Below are 13656 nucleotides of genomic sequence, written 5' to 3' on the forward strand. Positions count from 1 at the left end.
CAGTGTGAACTATTGGTTCATACTGGGTGTTTTTTGTAGAAATTTTATAAACTGTTTACTTGTTAGAGGTTTACTGAAATAGTAACCTTGCATGTATTTACAGTTGTTTTTTTGCAGAAACTTAAGCTGTTTTTCTGTTTCAATTCCTTCAGCAACGACAGAGAGATTTAAAGTATTTGCAAGAGAAAGGATAGTGGAAACGATGGCTCTCTCTTCAGGTCGATGATCGGCTAGTTGTGTAAATTCTTTTGGTACCTTTAATGTATCGATAGGGAAAATTGATAAATAAGCAAGAGAAGAGTAGCCGGTACCGAAGTCATCAAGGGACGTTTGAATACCATATTCTTTTAATTGCTTTAGTCTCGATAATGTTTCCTTTTCATCAATCATCGCAATTCGTTCTGTTAGTTCAAGTGTTACATCTTTCGGGTCAATCTTTACGTCCTTTAGTATTCGTGAAATATTTTCGATGAATTGATTTTGTTGAAATTCTTTCGCTGATAAATTGACACTCATTTTTAAGTTTGTGTATCCAAAACTTTGCCATATTTTGAGTTGACGACAAGATTCTTGTAGCACCCAATGTCCAAGTGGGATGACCTGCGGAGTCTCTTCCACAATTGGAATGAACTCACATGGTGAAATGTCACCTAATAGTGGATGTTTCCAACGTATTAATGCTTCAGCACCGATAATTTTATTTGTTGTCGTATCAATTTGTGGTTGATAGACGAGATAAAATTCGTTGTTTACTAAAGCGAGTGGCAAATCTTTTTCGATTCGAGCTTTACGTTCCATTTTCTTGTATAGTTCTTTCGTGTAAAGAGAGCTACGATTTTTTCCTTTATTTTTTGCCTCGTACATGGCCATATCGGCATGTTGTAAAATAGATAGTGGGTCTTCTCCTGCTTCAGGGTATATGGCAATCCCGATACTCGGTGAGATTCGTAAATGTTGATTTTCGATTTCGAATGGTTCGTTCATGGCTACTACAATCATATCAGCTATCCTTTTTACATCTGTCCTCTTTTGATAATTTTCGATAAGGATTGTGAACTCATCCCCAGCTAGTCGAGCAAGTTTCATATTCTGTGTTGATATTCGTTCGAGCCTTTTTGCTACTGCAATTAATAAGAGATCTCCTACCCGGTGACCGAGTGTATCATTAATAACTTTAAAGCGATCTAGGTCTAGAAACATAACAGCAAAAGGTCTTTTCGATATTTTTGCTCGTGCAATTGCTTCTTCTAACTGCTGATGAAATGAACGGCGATTTGCAAGTTCCGTTAAAGTATCGTGATATGCTAGGAAATTAATTTGTTCTTGTTGATGTTTGCTTTCTGTAATATCTTTAATCATTAAATAGGCCCCAGAAATATGTTCCTTTAAAAAGATGGGAACAGCTGTAACATGCAAGTAGTAAATATCTCTATTTTTATGATATGCCCGTATTTCTAAAGAAATAGATTTCCCTTTTTTAACGTGACGAAAGGCATTAATGATTTCTTCCAAATCTTCTTTATACATAAGTGAATAGTATGGTTGGTTTAATAATTCATTCGTTTGATAACCGAGTAAAGTAGTTCCAGCGTTGTTCACATTGAGGAAATTACCGTACAAATCTAATGTGAAAATTGGATCTGGATGATGCTCATATAAAGATTTAAACATTTGTTGGTTATGATATAACTCATTTTTTTGTTCTACTAAATCTTCTGTACGTAGTTCGATTTGTTTCTCGAGTTCCAAGTTGAATTGCATTTGTACGAGCAATAATATTTTATTTTGTCTTCGAACTAACATATGGCGTATGAGAACGAAGGCGAAAGTTACTATAAGTCCAATTACTACGCTAGGTGCAAAAATATTTTCGACCAATAGAAAAACAATAAGCATCACTACAGAAATATACGGTAATGATAATCGGATTGATTCACCCACTTGAGGTGTTAGTAATACTTGTTCTTGTTTTTCAGGCTCTTGTGTGTGAAGTATACAAGCGATTGCTACTAATACTAGGGCTACTTGATATAATGGAGCAACTGTGAACATAGAGTGCTCGGGCTGGAAGTATTTGATATAAGCATAAATAGCATCCGTAGTAGCATACAAAATTAAAGAGCTGCCAAGAAGAGCGCCAACTTGTTTTGGTAGTAAGAATAATGGCCTGAATAAGAGATTGATTCCTATTAAAAGAAAGAGTAAATCAGCCATTGGATACGTGAGTTGAACAAACATGTCGATATATGATGTTGTAAAAATATGAATGGTTCTTTCAATAAGCAAATAGTAGCTTAAAGTAAATTGAGCTGTAACAATAATACAAATATCACATATCGTAAAAAGCTGCTCCAATAAGTCTCGGCCATAAATAACTTCATATAGAAAGGCAAATGCAAAGCTAATTAAAAATAATAAGTAAAAAAAGTCTGATGGATCAACGAATGTATAGTAGTCATGCAAAATTAAGCGTTGATAAGCAACTATTATATCGCCGATGAAATAAGAGAAAGATCCGATAGTTAATATCATCCAAAATAAACGAGCTAACCCTTGTTTCATATTGGAAAAGTAAAATATATAACTGCAAATTGTAATATCAATTAATATGGTACTTATTCCAGTTAATATTTGAAATGGAAGTGCGTATTCATATAAAAAAGGCATTGATACGTAATGAATAGTTATATACAACAATGCAATGCTTATTAGAATACTTACATGTGTTTGTTTTTTCATTTATATCACCCACTGTATATACATAAGAACCACCTTTTTGTAGTTTATGTTTTTTATGATTGTTTGAAAACATATAGAATTTCTATATTTATTTTACACATTTATAATGAGTTGTAAAAATAGATTTGCTCAGTAAGTATTAATTGTTGTTTCTGTTCCCAATATATCGACATAGGAATTTGAAGTTTGCTATAATGGACTAAATAGTTGCATTATTTAGAAAAATTTAAAAATAATAAATAATGCAAGTAAGACATATTGTTTACTATGTGAACTTGTTCTTAATTCAGGGGGGAGGGTTTCACAATGGCAAGTGTATATGAAAATAGTTATATGATCGTTTTGATTTTCTTGCTATTAGGTATATTGCTGCCGGTAGTGGCTCTTACATTAGGAAAAATGCTGCGTCCAAATAAACCGAGTGCAGCGAAAGCGACGACGTATGAGAGTGGAATTGAGCCTTTTCATGATGCAAATATTCGGTTTCATGCTCGTTATTATATTTTCGCTTTATTGTTCGTCATCTTTGATGTAGAAACTTTATTTTTATACCCATGGGCTGTTGCGTATGACAAGCTGGGTTTATTTGCACTGATTGAAATGCTCATTTTTGTTGTGATGTTGCTAGTTGGATTAGCGTATGCTTGGAAAAAGAAGGTGTTACAATGGTTATAAATTTTGAGGAATTACACCCACAGGATCGAGCGGAATTAGAAAGAAATATCTTTTTTTCTACATTGGAACAGTTGAAGGGATGGGCGCGGAGCAACTCTTTATGGCCGATGACATTTGGACTGGCATGCTGTGCGATTGAAATGATGGGAGTAGGCTCATCACATTACGATTTAGATCGATTTGGGTCATTTTTTCGGACTTCACCAAGACAATCGGATGTCATGATTGTGTCAGGAACGGTAACGAAGAAAATGGCGCCTATTGTTCGGCGCTTATATGATCAAATGCCTGAACCAAAGTGGGTAATTGCGATGGGATCTTGTGCAACAGCCGGTGGTCCGTATGTGAATTCGTATGCTGTTGTGAAAGGTGTAGATCAAATTGTACCAGTTGATGTGTATATTCCTGGATGCCCTCCAAATCCTGCTGCTTTAATTTATGGAATTAATAAATTAAAAGAAAAAATTCGTTACGAGGCGAGGACCGGGAAGCAGGTGACGAATAAATGAGTGATCCAAATAAAGACTTAGAAAGCATGAAAAGAGAAGCAGCCCGTCATGCGAAAGAGGAAGCGCGAAAACGTCTTGCTGCGAAACATGAGGCGGAAATGTCTAAACTTGAAGAACATCGAGAAAAAGAGAAAGCGCTACCAAAAGATAAGGGGATTAATGTAGAAGAAGCGAAGGTGAAAGCCGCCGCAGCTGCAAAAGCAAAAGCCGCAGTACTAGCGAAGCAAAAACGAGAAGGATCAGAAGAAGTAACGGACGAAGAAAAAGTCAAAGCGAAGGCGAAAGCCGCAGCAGCCGCAAAAGCAAAAGCAGCGGTATTAGCGAAGCAGAAGCAAGAAGGAAACGAAGAAGTAACGGACGAAGAAAAAGTCAAAGCGAAGGCGAAGGCCGCAGCAGCCGCAAAAGCAAAAGCAGCGGTATTAGCGAAGCAGAAGCGAGAAGGAAACGAAGAAGTAACGGACGAAGAAAAAGTCAAAGCGAAGGCGAAAGCCGCAGCAGCCGCAAAAGCAAAAGTAGCGGCATTAGCGAAGCAGAAGCGAGAAGGAAACGAAGAAGTAACGGGCGAAGAAAAAGCGAAAGCGAAGGCAAAGGCTGTAGCAGTTGCAAAAGCAAAAGCGGCAGCATTGGCGAAAGTGAAATCCTTGCAAGGTGATGTGGATTCTGGAGATGAGAAAGCAAAGGCAATTGCAGCCGCAAAAGCGAAAGCCGCAGCAGCGGCAAGGGCAAAGGGAGCTGTAAATAAGATAGAAGATGAACCGCAGCAGGAAGAACCATCAGTTAACCAACCATATTTAAATCGCTATGTGGAGATTGTTAAGGAGAAGATAGGGGAATATGCATTAGTAGATTCCTATATTAATAAGCTTTCAAAAGATGTTCCAACGCTTGTGGTGGAGCCTTCAAAATATTACGAAGTGATGGAATTGCTACGATCCCATGAGGGACTTGCTTTTGATTATATGTCAGAGCTACATGCGACGGATTTTGTGACACATATGGAAGTGTATGTTCATTTATTTTCATATGGAAAGAAACAGTCAGTAGCAGTGAAGGTAAAGCTGGATAGGGAAGCGCCGCAAGTAGAATCGGTGACACCGCTTTGGAAAGGGGCAGATTGGCCGGAGCGTGAAGCGTATGATTTGCTCGGTATTATATTTGAAGGTCATCCTAACTTAACTCGTATTTTAATGCCAGATGATTGGGTAGGTTATCCGCTTAGGAAAGATTATGAACCGTATGATGTGGAGGTGTAGCTTGTGATCCGTACGGAAGAGATGCTCTTAAATGTAGGGCCACAGCATCCGAGTACACATGGTGTGTTTCGGCTTGTAATTAAGATTGACGGGGAAATTATTAAAGAGGCCACACCGGTTATTGGATATTTGCATCGCGGAACAGAAAAGATCGCTGAGAGCTTGCAATATACGCAAATTATCCCGTATACAGATCGAATGGACTATTTATCAGCGATGACGAATAATTACGTCCTTTGCCATGCTGTAGAGACGATGATGGATCTTGAGATTCCGGAGCGTGCTGAATATTTACGGGTGCTTGCGATGGAACTTGGGAGAGTTGCGAGTCATCTCGTCTGGTGGGGAACGAACTTGCTTGATATAGGAGCGGTTAGCCCGTTTCTATACGCCTTTCGTGAACGAGAGATGATTATAAATTTATTAAGTGAATTGTGCGGTGCAAGGCTTACTTTCAACTATATGAGAGTCGGCGGCGTGAAGTGGGATGCGCCAGACGGCTGGATTGAAAAGGTGAAAGAGTTCGTTCCGTATATGAGAGAGCAATTGGCAGGTTACCACGACCTCGTTAGCGGAAATGAAATTTTCTTAAATCGTGTGAAAGGTGTTGGCGTATATAACGCCGAAGAGGCAATTTCATATTCTTTAAGCGGAGCGAATTTACGGTGCACGGGGGTAAACTGGGATCTTCGTAAAGATGAGCCGTATTCTATTTATGATCGTTTTGACTTTGATGTTCCTGTTGGGAGCACGGGAGATGCTTGGGATCGTTACGTTTGCCGGATGGAGGAAATTGAGGAGTCATTGAAAATTATTGAGCAAGCAGCCGAGCAGTTCCCGAAAGACGGCGCTGTGCTGGCGAAAGTCCCGAAAATTATTAAAGCACCTAAGGGAGAAGCGTTCGTCCGGATAGAGTCACCGCGGGGAGAGATTGGTTGTTATATTGCTAGTGATGGAAAGAAAGAGCCGTACCGCTTGAAATTTCGTAGACCGTCTTTTTATAATTTGCAAATCTTACCGAAATTATTGAAAGGTGAAAATATCGCCAATTTAATTACGATTTTAGGTGGGGTTGATATTGTACTTGGGGAGGTTGACGGCTAATGATTGAGACGCTCTTACAATCACCTTCAAGCTGGACGAATTTCTTCATTTTTTTCGGGTTAGCGGTGCTTCTATTATTTGCAGTCCTTGGCTTCGTTACATACGGTATTTTGGCAGAACGGAAAGTGATGGGATTTATGCAAGGACGGATTGGGCCAAACCAAGTTGGGGGCCGGTTCGGTTTACTCCAAACGGTAGCTGATGTTTTGAAACTATTATTAAAAGAAGATAGCATTCCGAAAGCTGCTGATAAACCGTTGTTTATATTAGCACCTGTTATTGCATTCGCACCAGCATTTATGGTACTTGCGGTTATCCCGTTTACCGATAAATTTCAGTTTGCGGATATTGGCGTAGGGTTACTGTATTACATTGCTGTTTCTGGGATTACGACGATCGGAGTTGTAACTGGGGGATGGGCATCAAATAATAAGTATTCCCTTTTAGGAGGGATGCGTGCGGCGGCACAAATGATTTCTTATGAGATTCCACTTGTGATGAGTGTAATTGGTGTCGTTTTGTTAGCTGGTAGTCTTAACTTGAATGAAATTGTAGCGGCACAGGAGAAGGTATGGTACATTTTCGCACAGCCAATCGGTTTCGTCATTTTCTTAATCGCGGCAGTTGCAGAGTTAAATAGGACGCCGTTTGATTTACCAGAAGCGGAGTCAGAACTTGTTTCAGGATACCATACGGAATACTCAGGGTTTCGCTGGGCGTTTTTCATGCTTTCAGAGTATGTATATTTCTTCGGAATGGCATCTTTAATTACAGTACTCTTTTTAGGCGGATGGAATCCAGTTATGTTCCTTGGATTTATTCCAGGAGCCGTATGGTTTGCTTTGAAATTTAGCAGTGTGGTCTTTCTATTGATTTGGTTCCGCGTTACGTTCCCGCGTATAAGAGGTGACCAGTTAATGGAGTTTGGATGGAAAGTATTATTACCAATCGCACTTGCAAATATTTTCTTAACGGCATTGATTAAGGAGCTATTCTTCTAATCTATGAAGGGGGTGCCAGCAAGAGATGAAAGGACTATTTAAAGGGTTAAAATATACGCTTAGTAATTTGAGTAAGAAAAAGGTGACGTATGATTATCCAAATCAACCGTTGCCATTACCAGACCGCTTTCGAGGTATTCAAAAGTTTTATCCAGAGAAATGTATTGTTTGTAATCAGTGTTCCAACATTTGTCCGACAGATTGCATTCAATTAACAGGAAAAAAACATCCTGATCCTACGAAAAAAGGGAAAATTATCGACACGTATGATATTAATTTTGAAATTTGTATTCTTTGCGATTTATGTACAGAAGTTTGCCCGACAGAGGCGATTGTAATGACAAATAACTTTGAACTCGCAGAGTATTCACGTGATGATTTATTTAAAAATTTGCAGTGGCTTGACGAGAACGACGAGAACGTCAGGAAGGAGAATAAAGCATGAATGGCGAGTTTGTAGCTTTCTTTATATTATCCTTGTCTGCGATTATAGGCGGCGTTCTTATGCTGAATTTAACGAAAGTAATGCATATGATGCTGGCCCTTGTGCTTACGTTCCTTAGCATTGCGGGTTTGTACTTTCTCTTATCAGCCGAATTTATCGGAGTTGCACAAATTTTACTTTACTCTGGTGCGATCACTATTATTATGATTTTTGGCATTATGTTAACGAAACATAACGCGGAAAATGAATCGCCCCTTACTCTTCGAAAATGGATTATCTTCTTTGCGGTTGTAGCATTTGGAGCAGTTATGTATTTCGCTGTTAATAGTATCGATTTTTCAAATCAAAGCACACAAGGAAGTTTACCTCTCCATGAAAACAACACACTTCAAATCGGTACACTTCTCTATTCAAAATATATTATTCCATTTGAGTTAACCTCAGTTCTTTTACTTGTAGCACTTGTAGGAGCGATTATCCTTGCGAAGAAGGATGAGGGAGAGGAGGATTCCCATGAGTAGCGTTCCGGCTTCTGCGTATTTAACACTTGCGATTATTTTGTTTTGCATCGGCTTATTTGGAGCTTTAACAAAGCGAAATACAGTAATTGTATTAGTTTGTATCGAATTGATGCTAAATGCGGCCAATTTAAATTTAGTAGCGTTTAGTAAATTAGGCTTGTTTCCGAATTTAACAGGACAAATCTTTTCGCTGTTTACGATGTCTGTAGCGGCGGCGGAGGCAGCGGTAGGTCTTGCAATTTTGATTGCTTTGTACCGTAATCGCCCGACAGTTCATGTAGATGAGATGGATACGCTCAAAGGATAGCATTGTGACCGAAAAGGGGGAAGGAAACAATGATCGATTATGCATGGCTCATACCGCTTTTCCCGCTTGTTTCGTTTTTGTTACTTATTGTGTTCGGGAAGAAAATTAGAGAGGGAAGTAGTGTACTAGGTATTTTCTTTACCTTTCTCTCCTTTATATCCGCGGTAGTGGTACTAATAGAACGGTTTTCATCCGAGGCAGTGAAGCATAAGTGGGTATGGCTTAGGGTAGGAGATATAGATATATCATTTGGTTTTGAAGTTACCGCATTAGGAGCTTTAATGTTGTTTATCGTTACGCTTGTGAGTTTTCTTGTACATGTGTACTCAAAAGGTTATATGAAAGGTGACGCCAGATTACCAACTTTTTATGCATATTTAGGGCTCTTTACATTTGCGATGCTTGGGCTAGTTATATCGACGAATTTATTACAGCTTTATATATTTTGGGAGTTAGTCGGCCTTGGTTCGTTTTTACTTATCGGTTTTTATTTCTTTAAAGAAGAAGCGAAAGCTGCTGCGAAAAAGGCTTTTATTATGACACGCATTGGGGATGTTGGGCTATTTATTGGGATGATTTTAATTTTTTGGCACGCAGGTAGTTTTGAATATGACGCGATTTTTAAAGCGATTCATACGGGCGACCTCTCTCCTTCTATGATTACAATAACGGCGATATTAATTTTTATCGGTGCGATGGGGAAATCGGGTCAGTTCCCGCTTCATACATGGTTGCCAGATGCAATGGAAGGACCGACGCCTGTTTCGGCGCTTATTCATGCGGCAACGATGGTTGCAGCCGGCGTATATTTAGTAGCGACGATGTTCCCGCTATTTTCAGCAAGTGCGGTAGCGATGCAAACTGTGGCAATCGTTGGGGCTTTCACCGCAATCTTTGCGGCCTCTATTGGTCTAGTGCAAACTGATATTAAGAGGGTTCTTGCTTACTCTACAGTTAGTCAGCTCGGGTATATGATGCTTGCGCTAGGCTCTGCTGGTTATGTAGCTGGTATCTTTCACTTAACGACACACGCCTTTTTTAAAGCATTACTGTTCCTAGCAGCAGGAAGTGTAATTCATGCAGTCCATACGCAAAACATTAATAAAATGGGCGGTTTACAGAAAAAGATGAAAGTAACCGGTGCACTATTTTTAATAGGCACACTTGCAATTAGTGGTGTTCCTCTTCTTTCCGGATTTTTTAGTAAAGATGAAATTTTAGCGGCGGCTTGGATGAATGGCAATTACTTTCTATTCGTTTTAGCAGTAATTGCGGCATTTCTAACAGCATTTTATATGTTCCGTTTATACTTTCTTGTCTTTACAGGGGAAACGAAGACGAAGGAAGAGGTGTATGAATCGCCTCGCACCATGACGTATCCGATGATTGTCCTTGGTGTTCTTGCGGTAGTGGCAGGCTATATAAATACACCGTGGTTCGGGACGTTTCTTGGGGATTGGCTGACGAAAGATATAGGATTCCAGGTGAAGGAAGTGCATGGACCTGTTTGGATTATGGTTGTTGCGACGCTCGTTTCATTCGCTGGAATTGCTCTCGCATATTTCATGTATGGTAAGAAATCTATCTCTAGAGATTGGGCCGGCGGAGAAGGGACGCCTCTTTATAACCTTTTGAAAAAAAAATATTATGTGGATGAACTATACAATGTGACGGTGCTTCCTATTACGAAAGGAATCGCTCATGTGCTTCGCTTATTTGAAGTATACGTTGTAGAAGGAATCGCAGTTTTAATTACTGGATTCGTTAAAGTTATGAGTGGCCTAGGATCACGGCTTCAAAACGGGAATGTACAAGTGTATGGAACTGTAACAGCAGTTTCGCTCGCAGTGCTCCTAATTATTTTGTTATATACGGGAGGGGATTTACGGTGAATGGATTGCTATTAACGTTCTTCATTTTTTCCCCACTTTTAGGAATTCTCTTGCTTTTATTAACGCCGAAACGAGAATCGCGTACAGTACAGGCGCTTGGTTTATTCGGAACGGCGCTTCCATTTGGAATTGCTATCGTCCTCGCTTGTACATACGCTTCAGGAAAGAGTTTATCGATATTTGATGAAAAAGTGAAATGGATTAAATTTGGGGATTTCACAGCAGTGGACAAAAGGTGGTTTTCAATTTATTACGAGCTTGGTATTGATGGTTTATCGCTTGTAATGATGGTGCTCACAGCCCTTCTAGCGATGCTTGCAGCCATTGTGGCATTTTCTATTAAAAGAAATTTGAAAGCATTCTACATGCTGTTACTCATGTTAGAAATAGGCATGCTCGGTGTCTTCGCTGCTCAAAATTTAATACTGTTCTTCATCTTCTTTGAAATTACGTTGCCGCCAATGTTTTTATTAATTGGCAAGTGGGGGAAATTGTCGAGTGAAAAGGCTGCATATAGTTATTTAATATATAACGGTATTGGATCAGCTATTTTACTTATCGTTTTCTCGGTTTTATTTGCGAAAACAGGTACGACAAATATTACGGAGCTTAAAGAAATATTAACGAGTGTAGGTGCTGGGGGAGGAATGGCCGTCTCAAGTGGCTTACAGTTCGGCTTGTTTCTTGCCATAATGATTGCTTTTGCGATTAAACTCCCTGTTTTCCCTTTGCATCGCTGGATGGTCAATGTACACATAGAAGCGCATCCTGCTGTAGTTATGCTTCATGCGGGGGTTTTGCTGAAGATTGGCGCATACGGTATTGTTCGCTTCGGGAAAGGATTATTCCCAGAATATTTTCGTGATTTTGCAACGCTAATCGCGATTTTAGGGGTAATTAATTTATTGTATGGGGCCTTTCTAGCACTCATCCAAACGGACTTTAGAAAGGTACTTGCTTACTCTAGTATTTCGCATATGGGCATTGTATTAATGGGTCTTGCGGCGTTAAATGCACCAGGTACACAAGGGGCGCTGTTCCAAGTTGTGTCTCACGGTTTAATTGCGGCCTTACTCTTCTTCTTGCTTGGCATTATTGAAGAGCGTTTCGGGACTTCGGATATTACAGCACTTGGTGGACTTGCAAAAAGTGTTCCGGTGCTTAGCGGTTTCTTCCTAGCGGGCGGTATGGCATCGCTTGGAATGCCAGGGATGTCTGGATTTGTTAGCGAATTCCTTGCCTTTCTCGGTTTATTCCAAGGGAAACCAGTCATTGCCGCCGCCGGTGTACTCGGAATTATTTTAACCGCTGTATACGTATTAAGAGCGACACTTCAAGTGACATTTGGTAAGAAAGAATGGGAAGTGAAATCTGATATACACGGATGGGAATACGTTCCTATTATAGTGCTTATCGTTTGTATTATTGCAATTGGCGTAATGCCAGAACTACTAGGGGATCCACTTCAAACTACATTGAAAACATTGGGGGTGAAGTAGGATGGATATGAACACATTACTTAGCTTATCATGGCATCTTATGGTACCAGAATTCATTATTCTCGGGGCTGCCATCCTTCTTTCCATATGTGATTTATTTTTTAAGCTGAACCATAGGTACGTAGCGATTGGTGCAATTGCCGCTGTCTTGTTAGCGATAGTGTCATTAATTTCGCTATACAGCGAACCGGCAGGAGATATTTTAAATGGGTCGTTTGTGTTAGATGGATTTTCAAAAGGATTTAAAACGTTGTTATTAGGCGGAGCAGCTCTCATTTTATGTATGGCAATGAGCGATGATGAGAAGGAGCCTATTCAAGATAAGGGAGAATATTATTATTTAATTTTAATGGCGCTTCTTGGAGCGATGTTCATGGCTTCAAGTGTTGATTTCATTACATTGTTCGTTGGTTTAGAACTACTTTCGCTTTCTTCGTATATTCTAGTAGGAATCCGAAAGAGAAACCGCGCATCAAATGAGGCAGCGATGAAATACGTCATTAACGGAGGAATTGGAACAGCAATTACACTCTTTGGAATGAGTTATTTATACGGTATTACAGGGTCGACCAACATAGTGGAAATGCAAAAGGTATTTACGCAAGAGTTGGCTGGTGGCATTCAATTATTGTTAGCTCTCGCATTTCTACTACTGCTCGTTGGGCTCTCGTTCAAAATTGCAACAGTGCCGTTTCATATGTGGGCACCAGATGTATATGAGGGAGCCGCTACACCTGTCACTGCCTTTCTTGGAACAATTTCTAAAATTGCCGGGTTTTTACTCATTACTCGCCTGTTCCTCATGGTTTTTGCAGGTGTGGCGATCCAAGGAGACGCACAATCTTTATACGGGCGTATGAGTATATACATTGCTGTACTAGCGAGTATTACGATGATTGTTGGGAATGTAGTAGCATTAAAGCAATACAACGTAAAACGTCTATTTGCCTATTCAGGTATCGCGCATGCTGGGTATTTGCTAGTCCCCCTTGTAGCGCTATCACAGTTTACGATGGATAGTATGTGGTTTTATATGCTTGCATATATGCTTATGAATATAGGAGCATTTGCAATCATCCACGGATTAATCTTACAAAATGATAAGGAAAATATGACGATTTTTACAGGGTTATATAAGCGATCCCCCTTTACAGCTATAGTGATGACGATCTTTATTTTATCGTTAGCTGGAATACCGGGGACAGCAGGTTTCATCGGGAAAATTAACATCTTTTTAGGGGCACTTCATGTTGAACCTGCTCATTACGTATTAGTTTCTATTATGATGGGAACAACAGTTATTTCATTCATATATTACTTCCGGATATTACAGCAAATGTTTTTCCGCACGGGAGAGACAGAAGAAAAGCTTCGGTTACCGTTAAATATAAAGATTGTCATGAGTCTTTGCGCAATTTCGATTGTAATACTGGGGATTATGCCGATGATTGGTTACAATTTCTTCTATGAATATTTTCCATTAATGAAAGATTTCTTCTTCTTAGGGAACGTGGTACAATAGTAAAAATAAAAGGTGTAGAGTCCGTACTCTACGCTTTTTATTTTGGAGTAACAGCAAATGAAAACACCTATAGGTATATGTTTTTTAACAGAAAATTACGATGTAAAATGTAAGATGCTTATTTGCGTGTGAAAAAGTGTGGCTCCTACTTATTTATGGTATCGTTTTTTACGTTTTGCGTAAGTAGTA

12 protein-coding genes are annotated in these 13656 nt (G+C 39.5%); 11 read left to right on the plus strand and 1 reads right to left on the minus strand.

Features of this window, described 5'->3' with window-relative positions; genetic code table 11:
- Nucleotides 1-9 precede the first annotated feature (9 nt).
- Entirely contained in the window at nt 10-2739 is a 2730-nt protein-coding gene (locus ACE38F_RS02585) for a putative bifunctional diguanylate cyclase/phosphodiesterase (RefSeq protein ID WP_375371189.1), read from the minus strand.
- Nucleotides 2740-3045: 306 nt separating this feature from the next.
- On the opposite strand from ACE38F_RS02585, the gene nuoA reads away from it, so the two are divergent.
- Genes nuoA through nuoN form a run of 11 tightly spaced genes read left to right on the plus strand, consistent with a single transcriptional unit; the run spans nt 3046 to nt 13467 of the window.
- The gene (gene nuoA / locus ACE38F_RS02590) at nt 3046-3414 is read left to right on the plus strand and encodes an NADH-quinone oxidoreductase subunit NuoA (RefSeq protein WP_000179270.1); all 369 of its coding nucleotides are present in this window, start codon (nt 3046-3048) and stop codon (nt 3412-3414) included.
- A complete protein-coding gene (gene nuoB / locus ACE38F_RS02595) occupies nt 3405-3923 on the plus strand; it encodes an NADH-quinone oxidoreductase subunit NuoB (RefSeq protein ID WP_088079753.1) in 519 nt (172 codons plus the stop codon). The genes nuoA and nuoB overlap by 10 nt, the downstream gene beginning before the upstream one ends.
- Nucleotides 3920-5176 (plus strand): NADH-quinone oxidoreductase subunit C, encoded by a 1257-nt coding sequence (locus ACE38F_RS02600; RefSeq protein WP_375371188.1) that lies wholly within the window; start codon nt 3920-3922, stop codon nt 5174-5176. The genes nuoB and ACE38F_RS02600 overlap by 4 nt, the downstream gene beginning before the upstream one ends.
- Before the next feature lie 3 nt (nt 5177-5179).
- On the plus strand, nt 5180-6280 hold the full coding sequence (gene nuoD, locus ACE38F_RS02605) for an NADH-quinone oxidoreductase subunit NuoD (RefSeq protein WP_078179514.1): 1101 nt from the start codon (nt 5180-5182) through the stop codon (nt 6278-6280).
- On the plus strand, nt 6280-7281 hold the full coding sequence (gene nuoH, locus ACE38F_RS02610) for an NADH-quinone oxidoreductase subunit NuoH (RefSeq protein WP_002144750.1): 1002 nt from the start codon (nt 6280-6282) through the stop codon (nt 7279-7281). The genes nuoD and nuoH overlap by 1 nt, the downstream gene beginning before the upstream one ends.
- A 25-nt stretch (nt 7282-7306) precedes the next feature.
- Nucleotides 7307-7726, plus strand: a complete 420-nt coding sequence (gene nuoI / locus ACE38F_RS02615; RefSeq protein ID WP_000677191.1) for an NADH-quinone oxidoreductase subunit NuoI — start codon at nt 7307-7309, stop codon at nt 7724-7726.
- Complete coding sequence (locus ACE38F_RS02620; protein WP_375371187.1) at nt 7723-8247, plus strand: NADH-quinone oxidoreductase subunit J; 525 nt, start codon at nt 7723-7725, stop codon at nt 8245-8247. The genes nuoI and ACE38F_RS02620 overlap by 4 nt, the downstream gene beginning before the upstream one ends.
- Nucleotides 8240-8554, plus strand: a complete 315-nt coding sequence (gene nuoK, locus ACE38F_RS02625) for an NADH-quinone oxidoreductase subunit NuoK (RefSeq protein WP_000100081.1) — start codon at nt 8240-8242, stop codon at nt 8552-8554. The genes ACE38F_RS02620 and nuoK overlap by 8 nt, the downstream gene beginning before the upstream one ends.
- 29 nt (nt 8555-8583) lie before the next feature.
- The gene (gene nuoL, locus ACE38F_RS02630; RefSeq protein ID WP_375371186.1) at nt 8584-10446 is read left to right on the plus strand and encodes an NADH-quinone oxidoreductase subunit L; all 1863 of its coding nucleotides are present in this window, start codon (nt 8584-8586) and stop codon (nt 10444-10446) included.
- Nucleotides 10443-11945 (plus strand): NADH-quinone oxidoreductase subunit M, encoded by a 1503-nt coding sequence (locus ACE38F_RS02635; RefSeq protein ID WP_375371185.1) that lies wholly within the window; start codon nt 10443-10445, stop codon nt 11943-11945. The genes nuoL and ACE38F_RS02635 overlap by 4 nt, the downstream gene beginning before the upstream one ends.
- A gap of 7 nt (nt 11946-11952) precedes the next feature.
- Nucleotides 11953-13467 carry an NADH-quinone oxidoreductase subunit NuoN gene (gene nuoN / locus ACE38F_RS02640; protein WP_375371202.1) on the plus strand — a complete coding sequence of 505 codons (1515 nt, stop codon included), beginning with the start codon at nt 11953-11955 and terminating at the stop codon, nt 13465-13467.
- Nucleotides 13468-13656 lie beyond the last annotated feature (189 nt).

The sequence above is a fragment of the Bacillus altaicus genome (genome assembly GCF_042136375.2).
Taxonomy (GTDB): Bacteria; Bacillota; Bacilli; order Bacillales; family Bacillaceae_G; genus Bacillus_A; species Bacillus_A cereus_U.